19 protein-coding genes and 1 pseudogene are annotated in these 18,535 nt (G+C 67.3%); 9 read left to right on the forward strand and 11 right to left on the reverse strand.

From position 1 onward, the window contains the following. Window positions 1–19: 19 nt before the first annotated feature. The gene (locus tag FIV02_RS13215) at window positions 20–928 is read left to right on the forward strand and encodes a universal stress protein (RefSeq protein WP_152488868.1); all 909 of its coding nucleotides are present in this window, start codon (window positions 20–22) and stop codon (window positions 926–928) included. 71 nt (window positions 929–999) lie between these two features. Beyond that, a complete protein-coding gene (gene pyk / locus FIV02_RS13220; protein ID WP_047592946.1) occupies window positions 1,000–2,451 on the forward strand; it encodes a pyruvate kinase in 1,452 nt (483 codons plus the stop codon). A gap of 42 nt (window positions 2,452–2,493) precedes the next feature. On the opposite strand, the gene FIV02_RS13225 is transcribed toward pyk, so the two are convergent. The 4 genes from FIV02_RS13225 to FIV02_RS13240 all read right to left on the reverse strand — a co-directional run bounded on the left by FIV02_RS13225 (window position 2,494) and on the right by FIV02_RS13240 (window position 5,963). After that, entirely contained in the window at window positions 2,494–2,961 is a 468-nt protein-coding gene (locus FIV02_RS13225; RefSeq protein ID WP_152488869.1) for a GNAT family N-acetyltransferase, read from the reverse strand. 113 nt (window positions 2,962–3,074) lie between these two features. Beyond that, window positions 3,075–3,848, reverse strand: a complete 774-nt coding sequence (locus FIV02_RS13230) for an enoyl-CoA hydratase (RefSeq protein ID WP_152488870.1) — start codon at window positions 3,846–3,848, stop codon at window positions 3,075–3,077. Window positions 3,849–3,904: 56 nt separating this feature from the next. Beyond that, window positions 3,905–4,843, reverse strand: coding sequence for an iron-sulfur-binding ferredoxin reductase (locus FIV02_RS13235; protein ID WP_152488871.1), 939 nt, complete (start codon window positions 4,841–4,843; stop codon window positions 3,905–3,907). Beyond that, complete coding sequence (locus FIV02_RS13240) at window positions 4,836–5,963, reverse strand: diguanylate cyclase (protein WP_037048075.1); 1,128 nt, start codon at window positions 5,961–5,963, stop codon at window positions 4,836–4,838. Before FIV02_RS13240 ends, FIV02_RS13235 begins: the two co-directional genes overlap by 8 nt. Before the next feature lie 300 nt (window positions 5,964–6,263). On the opposite strand from FIV02_RS13240, the gene FIV02_RS13245 reads away from it, so the two are divergent. Then, window positions 6,264–7,787 (forward strand): fumarate hydratase, encoded by a 1,524-nt coding sequence (locus FIV02_RS13245; protein ID WP_037048077.1) that lies wholly within the window; start codon window positions 6,264–6,266, stop codon window positions 7,785–7,787. A gap of 67 nt (window positions 7,788–7,854) precedes the next feature. Here FIV02_RS13245 and dsdA read toward each other — a convergent pair whose 3' ends face one another. After that, a complete protein-coding gene (gene dsdA, locus FIV02_RS13250) occupies window positions 7,855–9,213 on the reverse strand; it encodes a D-serine ammonia-lyase (protein WP_152488872.1) in 1,359 nt (452 codons plus the stop codon). An 89-nt stretch (window positions 9,214–9,302) separates the two neighbouring features. On the opposite strand from dsdA, the pseudogene FIV02_RS24985 reads away from it, so the two are divergent. Continuing rightward, window positions 9,303–9,407 (forward strand): annotated as a pseudogene (locus tag FIV02_RS24985) (DUF1028 domain-containing protein); the annotation flags it as partial. On the opposite strand, the gene FIV02_RS13260 reads toward FIV02_RS24985, so the two are convergent. Next, entirely contained in the window at window positions 9,404–10,378 is a 975-nt protein-coding gene (locus tag FIV02_RS13260) for a GlxA family transcriptional regulator (protein WP_152488873.1), read from the reverse strand. The pseudogene FIV02_RS24985 and the gene FIV02_RS13260 overlap by 4 nt on opposite strands. A gap of 94 nt (window positions 10,379–10,472) precedes the next feature. On the opposite strand from FIV02_RS13260, the gene FIV02_RS13265 reads away from it, so the two are divergent. Then, on the forward strand, window positions 10,473–11,021 hold the full coding sequence (locus FIV02_RS13265; RefSeq protein WP_047584264.1) for a cysteine hydrolase family protein: 549 nt from the start codon (window positions 10,473–10,475) through the stop codon (window positions 11,019–11,021). Here FIV02_RS13265 and zapE read toward each other — a convergent pair whose 3' ends face one another. From zapE to FIV02_RS13280, 3 genes are read right to left on the reverse strand one after another with little or no spacing between them, the layout of a single operon-like run. Next, entirely contained in the window at window positions 11,022–12,140 is a 1,119-nt protein-coding gene (zapE, locus tag FIV02_RS13270; RefSeq protein WP_256662957.1) for a cell division protein ZapE, read from the reverse strand. Next, the gene (locus tag FIV02_RS13275) at window positions 12,137–13,021 is read right to left on the reverse strand and encodes a carbon-nitrogen hydrolase family protein (protein WP_150609955.1); all 885 of its coding nucleotides are present in this window, start codon (window positions 13,019–13,021) and stop codon (window positions 12,137–12,139) included. Before FIV02_RS13275 ends, zapE begins: the two co-directional genes overlap by 4 nt. Continuing rightward, a complete protein-coding gene (locus FIV02_RS13280) occupies window positions 13,018–13,608 on the reverse strand; it encodes a GNAT family N-acetyltransferase (RefSeq protein WP_152488874.1) in 591 nt (196 codons plus the stop codon). The genes FIV02_RS13275 and FIV02_RS13280 overlap by 4 nt, the downstream gene beginning before the upstream one ends. A 112-nt stretch (window positions 13,609–13,720) precedes the next feature. Here FIV02_RS13280 and FIV02_RS13285 point away from each other — a divergent pair, with 112 nt between their 5' ends. Further along, the gene (locus FIV02_RS13285; RefSeq protein ID WP_152488875.1) at window positions 13,721–14,119 is read left to right on the forward strand and encodes a ketosteroid isomerase-related protein; all 399 of its coding nucleotides are present in this window, start codon (window positions 13,721–13,723) and stop codon (window positions 14,117–14,119) included. An 18-nt stretch (window positions 14,120–14,137) separates the two neighbouring features. Here the strand turns inward: FIV02_RS13285 and FIV02_RS13290 are convergent, their stop codons facing one another. Beyond that, complete coding sequence (locus tag FIV02_RS13290) at window positions 14,138–14,617, reverse strand: YegJ family protein (RefSeq protein ID WP_152488876.1); 480 nt, start codon at window positions 14,615–14,617, stop codon at window positions 14,138–14,140. 29 nt (window positions 14,618–14,646) lie between these two features. After that, window positions 14,647–15,495 carry a tetratricopeptide repeat protein gene (locus FIV02_RS13295; RefSeq protein WP_172979152.1) on the reverse strand — a complete coding sequence of 283 codons (849 nt, stop codon included), beginning with the start codon at window positions 15,493–15,495 and terminating at the stop codon, window positions 14,647–14,649. Between the two features lie 258 nt (window positions 15,496–15,753). Here FIV02_RS13295 and FIV02_RS13300 point away from each other — a divergent pair, with 258 nt between their 5' ends. From FIV02_RS13300 to FIV02_RS13310, 3 genes are read left to right on the forward strand one after another with little or no spacing between them, the layout of a single operon-like run. Beyond that, window positions 15,754–16,443 (forward strand): thermostable hemolysin, encoded by a 690-nt coding sequence (locus FIV02_RS13300; RefSeq protein WP_037048097.1) that lies wholly within the window; start codon window positions 15,754–15,756, stop codon window positions 16,441–16,443. Further along, entirely contained in the window at window positions 16,427–17,875 is a 1,449-nt protein-coding gene (locus tag FIV02_RS13305; protein WP_152488878.1) for an AMP-binding protein, read from the forward strand. Before FIV02_RS13300 ends, FIV02_RS13305 begins: the two co-directional genes overlap by 17 nt. Continuing rightward, a complete protein-coding gene (locus tag FIV02_RS13310) occupies window positions 17,872–18,531 on the forward strand; it encodes a TenA family transcriptional regulator (RefSeq protein ID WP_037048100.1) in 660 nt (219 codons plus the stop codon). Before FIV02_RS13305 ends, FIV02_RS13310 begins: the two co-directional genes overlap by 4 nt. Window positions 18,532–18,535: the final 4 nt, after the last annotated feature.

Below are 18,535 nucleotides of genomic sequence, written 5' to 3' on the forward strand. Positions count from 1 at the left end.
CCAGGCCGAGGACGCTGCCATGAAACTGCAAAGACTGCTGGTCGTCATCGACACCGAACACGCAGAACAGCCCGCCCTGCTGCGCGCCGCCGAGCTGGCCCGGCAGACCGGGGCCGAGTTGCACCTGCTGCAGGTCGACTACCACCCGAAACTCGACGGCGGCCTGCTCGACGGCCACCTGTTCCAGCGCATCCGCGACACCCTCGTGCAGCAGCGCCATGCCGACCTGCTGGCCAGCGTCGCCCACCTGAGCCAGGAAGGCCTCAAGATCGAGGTGGACGTGCGCTGGAGCAAACACCGCCATGAGGAGATCCTCGCCCGCGTCGCCGTGCTGCAACCGGACATCCTCTTCACCTCGGCCCACCCTGGCAACGCCCTGCGCCGCCTGCTGTTCGGCGATGCCAGCTGGCAGCTGATCCGCCGCTGCCCGGTGCCGTTGTGGCTGGTGCACGACGCCGCACCGCGAGGCAGCAACCTGTGCGTCGCGCTCGACCCGCTGCACAGCGCCGACAAGCCCGCCGCCCTCGACCATCAGTTGATCGCCACCAGCCAGGCACTGCAGGCCCGGCTGGGCCTGGACGCCCACTATCTGCATGCCCAGGCCCCGCTGCCGCGTTCGCTGATGTTCGACGCCGAAGTAGCGCAGGAATATGAAGACTACGTGACCCAGTGCCATCACGAGCATCGCCAGGCGTTCGACGCGCTGATCGCCCGGCACGCCATCGACCCCGGGCACGCCCACCTGCTGGACGGTTTCGCCGAAGAGGTCATCCCGCAGTTCGTGCGCGAGCACAATATCGGTCTGCTGGTGATGGGCGCCATCGCCCGTGGGCATCTGGACAGCCTGCTGATCGGTCACACGGCGGAACGGGTGCTGGAGCGGGTCGAATGCGATTTGCTGGTGATCAAGCCGGCAGGCAAAGGGTAGTGCACAGGAACAATGACTACAGCCTGGCGCCGTAGTAGCCTCCCCGACATCGTTCACTAGGGAGTTCGTGCATGACCTTTCGCCGCACCAAAATCGTCGCCACCCTGGGCCCGGCCAGCAGCTCGCCGGAAGTGCTGGAGCAACTGATCATCGCCGGCCTAGACGTGGCCCGCCTGAACTTCTCCCACGGCACGCCGGATGACCACAAGGCGCGCGCTGCCCTGGTCCGTGAACTGGCGGCCAAGCACGGTCGTCACGTCGCCCTGCTCGGTGACCTGCAAGGGCCGAAGATCCGCATCGCCAAGTTCGAGAACAAGCGTATCGAACTGAAGGACGGCGACCTGTTCCGCCTGTCCTCCAGCCACTCGCGTACTGCCGGCAACCAGGACGTGGTCGGTATCGACTACCCGGCGCTGATCCAGGACTGCGACGTCGGTGACGACCTGCTGCTCGATGACGGTCGCGTGGTCATGCGCGTCGAACTCAAGGGTGCCGACGAACTGCACTGCCGCGTGCTGATCGGCGGCCCGCTGTCCGACAACAAGGGCATCAACCGCCGTGGCGGCGGCCTCACCGCCCCTGCCCTGACCGACAAGGACAAGGCCGACATCAAGGTCGCCGCCGAAATGGAGCTGGACTACCTGGCCGTGTCCTTCCCGCGTGACGCTGCCGACATGGAATACGCTCGTCGCCTGCTGAGCGAAGCCGGCGGCAGCGCCTGGCTGGTGGCCAAGATCGAGCGCGCCGAAGCGGTGGCCGACGACGAAGCCCTCGACGGCCTGATCCGCGCCAGTGACGCGGTGATGGTGGCCCGTGGCGACCTCGCCGTGGAAATCGGCGACGCCGAACTGGTCGGCATCCAGAAGAAGATCATCGCCCACGCCCGTCGCCTGAACAAAGCGGTGATCACCGCGACGCAGATGATGGAGTCGATGATCCACAGCCCGATGCCGACCCGCGCCGAAGTGTCCGACGTGGCCAACGCCGCGCTGGACTACACCGATGCAGTGATGCTGTCGGCCGAGAGCGCCGCCGGCGAGTACCCGGTGGAAGCCGTGCAGGCCATGGCCCGCGTCTGCCTGGGTGCCGAGAAGCACCCCACCAGCCAGAAATCCAGCCACCGCCTGGGCCGTACCTTCGAGCGCTGCGACGAGAGCGTGGCCCTGGCGACCATGTACACCGCCAACCACTTCCCCGGCGTCAAGGCCATCATCAGCCTGACCGAGAGCGGCTACAGCCCGCTGATCATGTCGCGCATCCGCTCGCACATCCCGATCTTCGCCTTTACCCCGCACCGCGACACCCAGGCTCGCGTGGCGCTGTTCCGTGGCGTCTACACCGTGCCGTTCGACCCCGCCTCTCTGCCGGCCAACAAGGTCAGCCAGGCCGCGGTGGACGAGCTGCTCAAGCGTGGCGTGGTAGAACCGGGCGACTGGGTCATCCTGACCAAGGGCGATAGCTACCATGGTACCGGCGGCACCAACACCATGAAGATCCTCCACGTCGGCGATCAGATGGTGTGACCCGCAGCTGAACCGGAGAGGCCGCTCATCGAGCGGCCTTTTTCATGCCTGCTCGGCAAACTCCAGCGTCAGCCGCAGCATGTCCCTCAGCTGGATGCCTTCCTCGTGGATCGGCTGCGGGTAATGGCGCACGAAGAAATCACGGTCGATGGCCGTGACGCGAAAACCCTGGCGCTGATAGAACGCCAGCTGGTAGCCGAAGCTGCCGGTTCCGACCTCCAGCGCACGGGCGCCGCAATCGCGCACGGCATCGATCACCGCCCGCAGCAATCGACTGCCGACACCACTGCGCTGCTGGCGTGCGCAGACAGCGATGCTCATCAGCTCCGCCACCCCGTGCACAGGCCGGGTAACCGCGCAGGCACCCAGTACTTGCTCGTTCTGCACGGCGATGAAGCAACGGCAGCCGGGCAGGTAGGCACGCACCTTGCTCTCGTTCGGGTCGGCCAGCAACAGCAGTTCGAGCGGCACCTGCTCCGGAGCTGCTTCGCGGATCACCAGGTCTGTCATGTAAGCGTCCTCAAGGCGGGTCGATCACGGCGCATGCCGTACGGTCGACCATTCTCGGGAAGCCGGCGCGTCGACGCCAGGGGCAATCGGGGCCGGCACTCCGGCCAGGTGCCTCAGGCGAACCGGGAGAAATCCGGCTTTCTGCGTTGCATGAACGCCGACAGCGCCTCGATGGCCTCGGGCGAACGCAGGCGCTGGCCGAACAGGGCGCCCTCCTCCTCGATCACCTTGCGCAGCTCCTCGCGCCCCGGTGCACGCATCAGCCGCTTGCTGTCGGCGACCGCCGAAGGGGCCAGATCGAGAAAACGCAGCGCCGCCTCATGCGCCGCACGCAGGGTCGCCGCGCCACCGTCGAGCGCCTGGTTGGCAATGCCCCAGGCGGCCGCCTGCTCCCCGCTGAAGCCCTGGCCAAGCAGCAGCAGCTCGGCCGCCCGCGCATGGCCCAGCAGGCGCGGCAGGATCAGGCTGGAGCCATACTCGGGGCACAGGCCGAGGTTGACGAAGGGCATTTTCAACTGCGCATCGCCGCTGACGTAGACCAGGTCGCAATGCAGCAACAGGGTGGTGCCGATGCCGACCGCAGGCCCGGCCACGGCGGCGACTACCGGCTTGCTGAAATCGAACAGGGCGCGCATGAACTGGAAGACTTCACTGTTCAGGCCGGTGGGCGGTGCCTGGATGAAATCGGCGACGTCGTTGCCACTGGTGAAGCAGGTCTCGCCACCAGTCAGCAGCAGCACGCGCACGCTGGCGTCGCGTTCGGCTGCGTCCAGCACCTCGGCCATGCCGGCGTACATGGCGCGGGTCAGGGCATTTTTCTTGTCCGGGCGCTGCATGCGCAGGGTCAACAGACCGCCATCACGTTCGATATGCAGATGTTCGTTCATGCAATGCTCCGGGGCCTTGGCTGGCGTGCTGCAGGCCGGAGGCGGCGGCTTACACCTCAGGCGCGGGGTAGGAAGACGTCGGCAAGCATCTGGCTGCGCGGCAGACCGGCCATGTAGAGGCGCCGCGAGAAGCTTTCGACCGTCTCAGGATGGCCGCAGAGTAAGGCGAGGGTCTGCCGCGAAACAAGGCGCAGTTCGGCCAAAGCAGCCGGCAACTGCGCCGCCGTCACCAGGCTGACCTGCAGATTCGCATTCTGTTGCGCCAGTGCCTGCAACTCGTCAGCCAGGTAGTGTTCGGCCGCCTCGTGCGCCACGTGCAGCAGGCGGATAGCACCCTGGTGCTGCTCGCGCAGCGCCTCTCGCAACACACCGTACAACGGCGCCAGCCCGGTGCCGGCGGCCAGTAGCCAGAGTGGCCGTGCCTGCCAGTCGGCATCGTAGTGCAGCGCCCCGCCACGCAGCTCCCCCAGCCTCAGGCCATCGCCGAGCTGCAGCCGACGGGCAGCGTCGCAGAAGGCGCCAGGCAGGCGGCAATCGATGTGGAACTCCAGCCAGTCGTCCTCGCCGGGCACGCTGGCCAGCGAATAGGGACGCGCCACCCCTTGCTCGGTCCAGAGCACCAGGTGTTGGCCGGGGCGATAGCGCAGCGGCCTGGCCGATTCGAGGCGCAGGCGCAGGACCTGCGGGCTCGGCCAGTCGAGCGCAACGACCCTGGCTGGCAGGCCATCGCGTTGCGGATCGAAGGGCTCCACCTCGAGATCGCCCACCACCTGGCACTGGCAGGCCAGGCGCCAGCCCTGCGCACGCTTGTCCGCGGCCAGCGCCTCCGGCCGACGATCCAGCGGTTCTCCGCTCAGGCAACGCACCATGCAGGCATGGCAACTGCCCGCGCGGCAGCTGTAGGGCACCGCCACACCGCCACCGAGCAGCGCATCGAGAAGATTGCTCTGGCCAGCGACCTGCAACTGCCGATCCCCCACGCGCAGCTCAGGCACCCGCACGCTCCCAGCTGGCATCGCAACGGTTGCGGCCACCGCGCTTGGCCTGGTAGAGCGCCTGGTCGGCGCGCTGCAGGGCTTCATCGAGTTCGTCCCCGGCGAGCAGCAGGGTCATGCCGGCGGAAAGGCTCAGGTTGTCGACCACCACGCCAACCGGCTCGGCGCTGGCGAAGGCCTCGCGCAGACGCTCGCAGCAGGCCGTGAACTGATCGGCATCGGTATTGGGCAACAACAGGACGAACTCCTCACCGCCGTAGCGGGCAATGACATCGCCATCACGCAGACAGGCGCGGGCGACTGCGGCGAAGGTCTGCAGGACCCGGTCACCGGCAGCGTGACCGTGAGCATCGTTGATTCGCTTGAAATGGTCCAGATCGATCAGCGCCAGGCCATGCTGCCGTCCGGGCCCCATGTTCTCCAGCTCGCGTGCGGCCAGGCGCAGGAAATGCCGGCGGTTGAACAGCCCAGTGAGTTCGTCGGTGGCTACCAGGTCCTCCAGCTGCCGCATCATCCCGCGCAGGGTGTCCTGGTGCGCCTGCAGGGCAAAACGACGCTGACGCACCCGCTTGCGCATCGCCTGCACGTAGCTGGAGAACAGGCACAGCCAGACCAGCAGGATGAACAGCACCCAGACCTGCAGCCAGGCCATGCTCGGGTCCACCAGCAGCATGCGGTAGGCCTCGATCAGCACCATCGCGGTGAAGCCGAAGAAGGCGAACAGCGCGCAGCGCACGAACACCCGGGGCGGCAACTGGAACACACCGAACAGCAGGATCAGCACGTAGAAGACCATGAGGACGCCACGCGCAGTGTCGAAGAAGGCCAGTACCGGTGGCTGCCAGGCCAGCGCCACCAGCACCTGGGCCTCGGTCAGGCTGGGGTCGTCGAAACGCAGGTTGCGCCCGGACAGAAACAGCCAGAGAAACACCAGCTGGCTGCCCATGACGCCCAGCGTCAGCCAGGCCGCGGTCGATACGGAACCGATGAAGAGGCCGTTGAACACGGCAAACCAACAGACGAGCGCCATCATCACGTACGTGCTGAAGGCCATGGCGAAGCGTTTGAGCAACAGGCTCTGCAGGCTGCGCTGCGTTCCCCGAGGAGTGCTTGGGCTCATGGGCTCCGTCCCATAATGGCATATCGCCTTACTCTACCCCTGTGATCACAAAAATCCTAGGCCGCTGACAAGCACCCGCCGCCTTTGCCATCGACCTTCGGCGGCTGTGCCGGTCGCGGCCGTCGCGGTATACTGCCGCGCCTTTTCGGGGCACCTCGAAAAAACACCGCGCTGCGCGCGCAGGACTGCCGCCGTGCAGGACACGCCGGCGAGGTGTTTTTTGAGATGCCCTTTTCGCCGTCGCGCCAGGTCATGACCCGGCGCGTGCTCATAGATGTTCCCTGATAGAGGAGCGCCCCAATGACCGTGATCAAGCAGGACGACCTGATCCAGAGCGTCGCCGACGCGCTGCAGTTCATCTCCTATTACCACCCCGTTGACTTCATCCAGGCCATGCACGAGGCCTACCTGAAGGAAGAGTCGCCGGCCGCCAAGGACTCCATGGCGCAGATCCTGATCAACTCGCGCATGTGCGCCACGGGCCACCGCCCGATCTGCCAGGACACCGGTATCGTCACCGTATTCGTCAAGGTCGGCATGGACGTGCGCTGGGACGGCGCCACCATGAGCGTCGACGACATGATCAACGAAGGCGTGCGTCGCGCCTACAACCTGCCGGAAAACGTCCTGCGCGCCTCGATCCTGGCCGACCCGGCAGGCAGCAGGAAGAACACCAAGGACAACACTCCGGCGGTCATCCACTACTCGCTGGTCCCCGGTGACAAGGTGGAAGTGGACGTCGCGGCCAAGGGCGGCGGCTCCGAGAACAAGTCGAAGATGGCCATGCTCAACCCGTCCGACTCCATCGTCGACTGGGTCCTGAAGACCGTGCCGACCATGGGCGCCGGCTGGTGCCCACCGGGCATGCTCGGCATCGGCATCGGCGGCACCGCCGAGAAAGCCGCGGTCATGGCCAAGGAAGTGCTGATGGAGCACATCGACATCCATGAACTGCAGGCCCGTGGCCCGCAGAACCGCATCGAAGAGCTGCGTCTGGAGCTGTTCGAGAAGGTCAACCAGCTGGGCATCGGCGCCCAGGGCCTGGGCGGCCTGACCACCGTGCTCGACGTCAAGATCATGGACTACCCGACCCACGCCGCCAGCCTGCCGGTGTGCATGATCCCCAACTGCGCCGCCACCCGTCACGCCCACTTCGTGCTCGACGGTTCCGGCCCTGCCGAGCTGGAAGCGCCGGATCTGGACGCCTACCCGGAAATCGTCTGGGAAGCCGGCCCGAGCGCACGCCGCGTCAACCTCGACGAGATCACCCCGGAAGACGTGCAGAGCTGGAAGCCGGGCGAGACCATCCTGCTCAACGGCAAGATGCTCACCGGCCGCGACGCCGCGCACAAGCGCATGGTCGACATGCTGAACAAGGGCGAAACGCTGCCGGTGGACCTGAAAGGCCGCTTCATCTACTACGTCGGCCCGGTCGATCCGGTCGGTGACGAAGTGGTGGGCCCGGCAGGTCCGACGACCGCCACCCGCATGGACAAGTTCACCCGTCAGATCCTCGAGCAGACCGGCCTGCTGGGCATGATCGGCAAGTCCGAGCGTGGTCCGATCGCCATCGACGCGATCAAGGACAACAAGGCCGTGTACCTGATGGCTGTCGGTGGTGCCGCTTACCTCGTGGCCCAGGCGATCAAGAAGTCCAAGGTGCTGGCCTTCCCCGAGCTGGGGATGGAAGCCATCTACGAGTTCGAGGTCAAGGACATGCCGGTCACCGTCGCCGTCGATACCAACGGCGAGTCGGTGCACATCACCGGCCCGGCGATCTGGAACAAGAAGATCGCTGAAAGCCTCGCGGTGGAAGTGAAGTAAGGCAGCCGCAAGCGATACGCTGCAAGCTGCGAGGAGAAGCCCGGCCCCGTGCCGGGCTTCTGCGTTTTCAGGCGTGGCGTTCGCGCTCCAGCAGTTGCCGGCCGCGCGCCAGGTAACTGCCCATCTCCGCCTCCGGCACCATGCTGCCGCCGGTGGCCCAGACCAGGTGAGTCGCCCGGGCCATGCGCTGCGGCGTAAGGCCCATGCGCTGGCGATAGCCCTGCCGTTCATCCAGCACGCGCAGCGGCCCCGGCATGCCAGCCAGGGCGGAAGGTTCCAGGCGCTGCCCCTCGGTCTCCTCCAGCAGCGCCAGGTAGCGGAACAGCTGATCGTCGCTGACCGTGTAATAGCCGTCGATCAGGCGCTGCATCGCACGTCCGACGAAACCGGACGGCCTGCCGACCGCCAGGCCATCGGCCGCCGTGCGGTTGTCGATAGCGAAATCCTGCACCGCCAGTTCGTCATGCCGGCCGCTGTAGACGCCCAGCAGCATGCACGGAGAATGCGTCGGCTCGGCGAACAGGCAGTGCACCGCATCGCCAAACGCCAGCTTCAGGCCGAAGGCCACGCCGCCCGGTCCTCCGCCGACGCCGCACGGCAGGTAGACGAACAAGGGATGCTCGGCATCGACCACGACGCTGGCGGCCGCCAGCTGCTGCTTGAGGCGCTCACCAGCCACGGCGTAGCCGAGGAACAGGTGCCTGGAGTTCTCGTCGTCGACGAAGTGACAACGCGGGTCGCCCTCGGCCTGGCGCCGCCCCTGCTCCACGGCGACGCTGTAGTCGCTGGCGTACTCGACCACGCTCACGCCATGGGCACGCAGCTTGTCCTTCTTCCATTGCCGGGCATCGGCGGACATGTGCACCGTGGCCTGGAAGCCCAGCCGCGCGCTGATGATGCCGATCGACAGGCCGAGATTGCCGGTGGAGCCGACCGCCACCTGGTAACCGCCGAAAAAGGCACGCAGCTCGTCACTGTCGAGACAGGCGTAATCGTCGTCGAGACCGAGCAGCCCGGCGCCCAGGGCCAGTTCCTCGGCGTGCTTGAGCACCTCGTAGATGCCGCCGCGGGCCTTGATCGAGCCGGAGATCGGCAAATGACTGTCACGCTTGAGCCACAGCGCGCCGACGTCGCCGCCGCCCTGCTCGCTCAGCCACGCCTGCATGCGCGGCAGGGCGACAATGTCCGACTCGATGATGCCGCCACTGCCTGCCGTCTGCGGAAACACCCGAGCCAGATAAGGGGCGAAGCGCTGCAGCCGTGCGCTGGCGTCGGCCACATCGGCAGCGCTCAGGCCGACGTCGGCCAGTGCCTGCGCGACAGGCGCCACGCCCGGATTGAACCAGCTGGTTTCGTGCAGCGCGATCAACTCGTCGAGCAGCGGGTATTCCGCGCACCATTGGGCGAGCGACTTGCCAAGGATCATCGGGCACTCCTCATCGAGGGCAGAGAACAGCCGGCATTAGACGACGGCCGGGCTGATCTGGCAAAGGCCGCTGAACGACGGCGGAACGGCTGCGCCGCCTGCACGAAGCCTTCGCCCGCGAGGTGCTGCCGGAGATTCTCGCCATGCCGACGCGCGCCAACCCCGCCGGCAAGGCGGCCGAGGATTCGCTCTAGCGCGCCGCGCTGCCGAAGCGGCGCCGGTAGTCGCCCGGCGCCACGCCCACCAGGCGGGTGAACACCTTGCGAAACGCCCCCGCATCGCGATAACCCACCTGCCAGGCCACCTGGTCGATGCTCTGGCGGGTGAACTCCAGCAACTCGCGCGCTCTGGTCACGCGCACCTGCTGGCAATACTCGGTGGGTTTCAGGCCCGTGGCGGCACGGAAGCGCCGCAGGAACGTGCGCTCGCCCAGCCCCGCGCGCTCGGCCATGCCGCTCAGGCTGGCATCGGCCATGGCCTGGCCCTGCAGCCAGTGCTGGACGCTCAATACCGCCGCGTCGCCATGATCGAAACTGGGCACGAAGCTGCTGAACTGGCGCTGTGATTCACGGTTCAGGTCCACCACCAGATAGCGCGCGGTTTCCGCGGCGATGGTCGGCCCCAGCAGGCGCGTCACCAGCGCCAGCCCCAAGTCGGTCCAGGCCATCAACCCGCCGGCGGTGACCAGGTCGCCATCGTCGACCACCATGCGCTCGGGCAGCACCCGCACCTTGGGGTATCGCTGCGCCAACTCTCCCGCCAGCGCCCAGTGGGTGGTCACCGTGCGGCCGTCGAGTAGGCCGGCGGCAGCCAGGGGAAAGGCGCCGGCGCAGACCGACGCCAGGGTCACGCCCGAGCCGTGCAGGCGCGCCAGCCAGTCGCGGTAGGCGCTGTGCAGCACGTAGCCGGCGGCGGCATCCAGGCAGGGTGGCAGCACCACCACCTGCGGCGCGCCGTCGGCCTGCGGCTGGCTGTCGAACACCCGCCGGACCTGGCCATCGTCATCCGCCTGCCAGTGACTGACCCGCAAGCGGCCCAACCCCTCGCGCTCCGGGCTGGCCGCCATGCGGTTGGCCACCGCGAACAGGTCGCCCAGCCCGTACACCGCCGCCAGTTGCACGCCGGGATACAGCAACAACCCGATTTCCAGGCAGCGCCCGCTCATTGTCAGTTTCTCCCCGCAAATTGTCGGCCACGCCCATCCCGGGCCAGCGCCGTGACGGCTAATGTTCGCTGCACATCATCCCATGGAGAGCAACATGAGCAAGCGTGCCCTGATTCTGATCGACATCCAGAACGACTACTTCAACGGCGGCAAGTGGACGCTGCACGGCATGGACGCGGCTGCGGGCAACGCGGCGCGCATCCTCGAGGCGGCGCGCCAGGCCGGCGACCTGGTGATCCACGTCCGCCACGAGTTCCAGAGCGCCGACGCGCCCTTCTTCACCCCGGCCTCCGACGGCGCGCGCATCCACGCCAGCGTGCAACCGCTGGCCGGCGAAGCCGTGGTGCTCAAGCACCGCGTGAATGCCTTCCTCGACACCGAGCTCAAGGCCCTGCTCGACCAGGCCGCGATCGAACAGGTCACCCTGGTGGGTGCCATGAGCCATATGTGCATCGATGCCGCGGCGCGCGCCAGCAGCGACTTCGGCTACGCCACCTGCGTGGTGCACGACGCCTGCGCGACACGCGAGCAGACGTTCGAGGGGCAATCGATCGGCGCCGCCGAGGTGCATGCCGCCTACATGGCCGCGCTGGCCTTCGCCTATGCCCAGGTGCTGTCGACCGAGCAGTACCTGGCGGGCTGATCAGCTGCCGAAGCGCTGCAGCTGCATTTCATGCAGCCGGCTGCGGGTGCGCTGGAACGCGAAGTCGAGGTAGCCCTGGGTGTACAGCTCATCCAGCGCCACCTCGGCATCGATGTACAGCGCCACGCGGCGGTCGTAGCACTCGTCGACCAGGGCGATGAAACGCCGTACCGCATCGTCGTTGCGCGCCAGTGCCGGCAGTTGCCGGTCGCCGGCGTCGACGCGCTCGGCGCCGTCCTCGGTACCCCGGGCAATGCGCCCCTCACGTGGCGGCCCGCCCAGGCGCGGCACCTCGCTGAGAAAGATCGCCGTGTGTCCCTGGCACAGTTCGATGAAGTCGGTGGCGGCCAGCGGCTGCTCGCACAGCTCGCTGAAACGGCACCACAGCAGCGCCGGGCTGTGGCCCAGCGTCGCGATGCAGCGGTGCGTCAGCTGCAGCGGCCCTTGCGCCACCTCCTGTCCCGCGCTCAAGCGGGCGAAGGCCTCGGCCAGCGCCTGCGGCTGCCGCACCCAATAGCGCTGCGCGATCACACCGGGGTGCAGGCGATGGTCCTCGTCGCCATCCACCGCCACCACCTGCATGTGCTGTTCGAGCGCGGCGATGGCAGGCAGGAAGCGCTCGCGGTTGTAGCCCCCCTCGTACAGGCGCTCGGGTGGCTGGTTGGAGGTGGTCACCAGCACCACGCCCTGCTCCACCACCAGGCTGAGCAGGCGGCCGAGCAGCATGGCGTCGCCGATGTCGCTGACGAACAGCTCGTCGAAACACAGCACGCGCACCTCGCGCCCCAGCTCCTCGGCCAGCAGGCGCAACGGGTCGGCATTGCCGGTGAGCTGGAACTGGCGGCGGTGCACCCACTGCATGAAATGATGGAAATGCTGACGCCGCGCCGGCACCCGCAAGCTGTTGTAGAAGCTGTCCATCAGCCAGGTCTTGCCGCGTCCGACCGGGCCCCAGAGGTAGACGCCCGCTGGCTGCTCGCCACGCTGCAGGGCGACGTGGCAATGCTGCAGCGCGAGGACCGCACGCTGTTGCGCGGCATCGGCGACGAAGCCGCTGGTCAGCGCCCGCTCGTACGCGGCCTGGGGCGAGTCCGCCGGGGCCTGCTCGATGACGGTCAACGCAGCACCAGCCGACCGTCGTCCAGCTGCCGCGGCCAGTCGCGACGCGTGAACACCTGCCCCTGCTCGCGCACGCGGCGCACCTCGTCCAGGTCCAGCTCGCAGATCAGCCAGTGGCTGCGCTCAGGGCACAGCTCATCGCTCTCGGCCACGATGCCGCTGGCCGGCATGCCGTAGTCCGAAGGCACGTACAGCGAGGCGCGGCCGTAGCCTTCGTCCAGCGACGGCGACCAGGGCGCCAGGCCGACGGTGGGTGAATGCAGCACGGCGATCTGGTTCTCCAGGGCGCGGGCCTGGGCGCCGATGCGCACGCGGTGGAAGCCGGCGACCGTATCGGTGCAGCTCGGCGCCAGGATCAGGTCCACGCCGGCCTCGGCCAGGGTATGCGCCAGCAGCGGGAATTCGTTGTCGTAGCAGATCAGAATGCCCAGCTTGCCCAGCGCCGTGTCGAACACCTTGAGGCCATTGCCGGCAGCGATGTGCCAGTGCTCGACCTCGAAGCGGGTCATGATCAGCTTGTCCTGAGAGCCCAGGTTGCCCTGCGGGCCGAACAGCCAGGCCCGGTTGCGATAGACGCCATCATCGTCCAGCACCGCCACCGAGCCCGGCATCAGATGGACGTTCAGGCGTCGCGCCAGCTGCTCGCACAGCGCCAGCCAACGCGGCAGCAACGGCTGGATGCCGGCGATGGAGCCGTGCAGGTCGCCGCGCTCGGCCTCGGGCAACAGGCCGGTCAGCACCAGCCCGGCGTACTCGGGCAGCAGCAGCAGGTCGGCGCCCTGCCCGGCCGCCTCCTCGCAGAGCGCAGTGAGGTGGTCGGCATAGGCCTCCCAGCTCGGCAACAGGTCGATGTGGTACTGACAGGCGGCAACCTTGATCATGCAACAAGCTCCTTGAGCCAGAACGACATGGGCTTGGCCGATTCCTCGGTCTCGTCCAGGTCGCACCAGCGGTATTCGGTATGCAGTTCGGGGTGGTGGCGATAGCCACGGCGCGTCCAGAATTCGTCCAGCGGCTGATAGCCCTCAGGGCGCCGCGGGTGGTCGACCGCTCGCTGCACCGCGCAGAAGGTACACCAGTCGATATGCCCCAGGCGCCGCGCATGGGCCTCGCGCTCGGCGAAGAAACGCACGCCCAGGCCGCGCCCGCGCCAGGCCGGCAACAGCACTGACTCGGCGCAGTAGAACAGGCGTGCCGGGTCCCAGCCGCCAGCGATGAAGGGGCGCTGAAAGGCTTCGCTCTCGTCGGCCAGCGGCAGCCCCGTGGACGCCCCCACCACCCGTCCCTCGTCGCGCACCAGCACGCACAGGCTGCCCGCGCTGCGCACATAGGTGTCGAGGTACTCGGCCTCGTAGTCGAGGCTGCCGTCGTAGAGGTAGGGAAAATCGCGGAAGACCGTGATGCGCAGGCGCGCCAGGTCTTCGATGTGGGGGGCTATCTGCGGCCCCTGGAGCAATTCGATGTCCATCGGCAGTCGTTCGCCAGCAGCAGGATGACGCCGGCGGCTATGCCGACGAGAAGGGGCGAACTTATCATGCGAGCCGACAAACCACTAACCACGCTACGAAAGGAACTTAGCCATGACCGCCACCGAACTGGTGCAGGCCTACTACGACACGTTCAACGCCGGGGACATGCCCGCCTTCCTCGACCTGCTGGCCGACGACGTGGTGCACGACATCAACCAGGGTGAGCGCCAGGTCGGCAAGGCCACCTTCGCCGCCTTCATGGACAAGATGAACCGCTGCTACCGCGAGCGCCTGAGCGACATCGTGATCATGCAGAACGCCGGTGGCGACCGCGCCGCAGCCGAATTCGTGGTCCACGGCGAATACCTGGCCGACGACGAAGGCCTGCCGCCGGCGAGTGGCCAGACCTACGTACTGCCGGCCGGCGCCTTCTTTGAGATCAGGGCCGGCAAGGTCGCGCGCATCAGCAACTACTACAACCTCGGCGACTGGATCGCGCAGGTGGGTTGAGCGCCGCGCGCCGGGCGTTCAGCAGTCGAAACCGTGCTCCTCGCGGTAGTACGCCGCCTGCTCGGCGGGCATCTGCTTGAACAGTGCACAGACCGTGAAGCTGCCCACCTGGCGGCCGTTGCGCAGGTAGCCCCAGTCGGTGATCTGCTCGCGGCTGAAGCGCAGCTGCTGCCCCCAGGTCACGCTCTTGACCACACGGGGCTCGTTGGCCACCTCGCCGACGAAGCCCTGATCGAGCACACGAAAGTGCGTGATCCAGAACGTCTCGATGCCATGGTCGTCCTCGACCATGACCTGCACCCGGAACCCCTGGGTGCCAGCAGGGGGCGCGGCGGCCAGCTGCAGGAAGTCATCCAGAGTACGCTGCGCCTCGCGCACCGCGGCGGCAATGGCCGCGTCCTGGCGATCGGCGGTGACCACCTCGTTGGTGTCACGTGCCTGGACGCCCAGAGCGGCCAGACTCAGCGCGCACAACGCAGAGACCAGTTGGATACGCATGCGGATTCCCTCCCTGCCAGTTGCCTGTTCTATTCGCTGAACGCCGCCATTGCCTCGTCCGGGCAACGCGCCGTCTCATCCACCAGTTGCCATTTCACCCAGCGCTCCAGGCGGCTGTACCAGGCCATGTCGCTGGTATCCAGCCACTGACGGGCCTCCTCGCTGCCGTTGCTGGCCGCGCGCTCCAGCCACAGCCGCCGTTGCACCTGGTTGACGCGGGTGCCACGCCCGTAGCTGTAGGCATCGCTGAGGCTCATCTGCGCGTCGGCATCATCCCTCTCGGCCGCCTGGCAGGTCCAGTACAGCGCCTTGTCGTCGGCCAGACTGAAGTGCATGCCCAGCTCGTCGTCGCTGGCCATGTCCTGAACGCCCGAGGCGTCGTTCCCGTAGAGCCATCCCAGCAGGTACATGGCTTTGACGTCGCCCTGCTGCGCGGCCTGTTCCAGCCAGGACATGACCCTGACCCGCTCAGCGCTATCGCCAGGATTCTCGATGTAGTCGATCGCCAACTCGATCTGCGCATGCACGAGCCCCTGCTCGGCTGCCATGTTCATCCAGCGCACCCGCTCAGCGCCAGGATCGTCCAGCAGATGGTCGCGGTACAGCAAGGCGAGTTCGAATGCCGCGCGGGTGACACCTTGCTCCGCCGCACTGGCATACCAGAGCCGACTCTGCTCGTACTCCTGCTGCGTATAGAACAGGAAGCCGACGCTGAACTGGGCACAGGCGTCGCCATCGATGGCCAGCTCCAACTGCGAGCCAAACTGTGATCGGTCGGTGTTCAGCGAGCACTCCACCATAGCCGCCTGGCAGGTGGAAGCGAACAGCGCCAGGAGGCAGGCGAACAGGCTGCGCCGGGCAATGAGCCTTGCAGGCATGAGGGTCATCCTTGATCTGAAGTCGTGTGTCGTCTGCTCACGAATGCCGGCCAGCAAAGCACCGTGCTCCGGGCATGGCAAGCCTTTAGCGGGATTGCAGGCCCGATAGTGGCACAAACTGTGATCACCTTCATGCCCGTGCCGCTCCTCCGTCCACCGCCGCCCTTTGCGGGTGATCCCGCGTTTTTGCATCACTTAATACAACGTTAAGCCAGGCTCCACACAATCGCTCCCAGGTTCATCAGCGAGGTTCCACACATGGAACTACCTTGGGCGCATCATGATCGTCCCGTTGCCCGCATCGGTCGTGGCGACAGTTACGAACTTCACCTGGCTTCTCCTGACAGTGCCCGCCGCGCGGCGCTGGAGCAGTTCATCCGCCAGCGCTTCGAAGTGCAGTACGACGCACATATCCGGCACTTCATGCCCTGCCTGTTCGGCCTGGAAAACCAGGCCGGGCAACTGCTCGGCGCCGTCGGCGTGCGCAGCGGCAGCAGCGGCCCGCTGTTTCTCGAACGCTACCTGGACGAACCGATCCAGCACGCCATCGGCGCACGCCTGGGCCACGCCCAGCCTGGCCGCGGCGAGGTCGTGGAGGTGGGCAACCTGGCTGCCGACAGCCCGGGCGCCGCGCGTCTGCTGATCGTCGCCCTGACCGACCTGCTGGTGGCCCTGGGGTTTCGCTGGGTCACCTTCACCGGCACGCCGACACTGCTCAACAGCTTTCAGCGCCTGGGGCTGACCCCCATCGCGCTGGGCGAGGCCGATCCGGCGCGCATGGGCGAGGAACTGGCCGACTGGGGCCGTTACTACGACAACCGCCCGCTGGTCATGGCCGGCGACATCCATGGCGGTCATCAGCGTCTGCTGCAACTGGGCGCCTATCCGCGCCTCGGCCACCAACCGCTCTATGCACTGGAGGACATGCCCGATGTGGTCTGCAGCTGAATCCCTGTTCGCGCGCATGGCCACCTTCGGCCCGCGCACGGCGCTGGCCGAGGATGGCCACGAGCTGACCTACGACGGCCTGCTGGCAGCCGTGGCCAGCCGCAGCCGGCACCTGCGCGAGCTGGGTGCACAGCGCGTGGCCCTGGCCCTGGACAATGGCATCGACTGGGTGCTGTGGGACCTGGCAACGCTGCATGCTGGCCTGGTCTGCGTACCGCTGCCGGCGTTCTTTTCCGCCGAGCAGCAGCGCCACGTGCTGGACAGCGCCGGCATCGACCTGCTGATCGGCGCCGGTGCGCCCGGTTTCGCCAGCGTGGAGGGTGACATCCATCGCCGCAGTGTGGCGCACGCGGCCGAGCTGCACCCCGGCACCTGCAAGATCACCTACACCTCCGGCACCACCGGCCAGCCCAAGGGCGTGTGCCTGGACCTGGCCACGCAACTGGCGGTGGCCGGCAGCCTGGTCGAGGCCAGCGCCAGCCGTGACGTGCAGCGGCACCTGTGCATCCTGCCGCTGGCCACCCTGCTGGAGAACATCGCCGGCGTCTATGCGCCGCTGCTGGCCGGCGCCCGGGTGGAACTGATGCCCATGGCGCGGATCGGCCTGAGCGGCGCCAGCGGCTTCGACCTGGCGCGTTTTCTCCAGGCGCTGCAGGCAGCCCAGCCGAACAGCCTGATCCTGCTGCCGCAGCTGTTGCTGGCGCTGGTCAGCGCGGCCGAACGCAGGCTGCCGGTGCCGGGCTCGCTGCGCTTCGTCGCGGTCGGTGGCGGCCGGGTCTCCGCGCAGCTGCTGGAACGTGCCGACGCGCTGGAGCTGCCGATCTTCGAGGGCTACGGCCTGTCCGAGTGCGCCTCGGTGGTCTGCCTCAATACCCCGCAAGCGCGCCGCATCGGCAGCACCGGCAAGCCGCTCGGGCACCTGCAGGTCAGGCTGGCAGACGACGGCGAGGTGCTGGTGAAGGGCGCACGCATGCTCGGTTACCTCGGCGAGCCGGCGCCGCAAGGCGAATGGCTGGGCAGTGGTGACCTCGGCCATTTCGAGCAGGGTTTCCTGGTGCTGCACGGGCGCAAGAAGCATCAGTTCATCACCGCTTACGGGCGCAACGTCAACCCGGAGTGGGTCGAATCCGAGCTGGTCCAGCAACTGCCCATTGCCCAGGCCTGGCTGCATGGCGAGGCGCTGCCGGCGAACGTCGCCGTGCTGGTGCCACGCTTTCCCAACACCCCCGACGCGCAGTTGCAGGCGGCCGTGGACGCGGTCAACCAGGACCTGCCGGACTACGCCCGCGTGCACCACTGGCTGCGCGCCGATACGCCTTTCAGCGCGAGCAACGACCTGGCCACGGCCAACGGCCGCCTGCGCCGCCCTGCCCTGTTCAACCATTACCAAGCCGCCATCAGCCAACTGATGGCCGAAGGAGTACACGCATGAGTTTCTACGAATCCCTGCTGGCCCAGACCCAGGCCGAACGCGACTACCTGCTCGGCGCACCGATCATCCAGCAGGCGATGACCGGCCAGGTCGCCCTGCACAGCTACATCGCCTTCCTCACCGAGGCCTACCACCACGTCAAGCACACCGTGCCGCTGCTGATGGCCTGCGGCGCGCGCCTGCCGGAGCGTCTGGAGTGGCTGCGCGAGGCCATCGCCGAGTACATCGAGGAGGAGTACGGCCACCAGGAGTGGGTACTCAACGACATCGCCGCCTGTGGCGCCGATCAGGAAGCGGTGCGCAACGGCACCCCGCGCCTGCCCACCGAACTGATGGTGGCCTATGTCTACGACCGCATCGCCCGACACAACCCGGTGAGTTTCTTCGGCATGGTCAACGTCCTCGAAGGCACCAGCATCGCCCTGGCCACCCAGGCGGCCGGCATCATCCAGGACAAGCTGCAACTGCCGAACAAGGCGTTCAGCTACCTCAACTCCCACGGCAGCCTGGACCTGGAGCACATCGAGTTCTTCAAGAAGCTGATGAACCGCCTGGACAACGACGACGACAAGGCCGCCGTGGTGCACACCGCCAAGGTGGTCTACCGCCTGTACGGCGACATGTTCCGCAGCCTGCCGCTGTCCACGGAGGAGTGACGCC

Source organism: Pseudomonas sp. THAF187a, from assembly GCF_009363395.1.
Classification (GTDB): Bacteria; Pseudomonadota; Gammaproteobacteria; order Pseudomonadales; family Pseudomonadaceae; genus Aquipseudomonas; species Aquipseudomonas khazarica.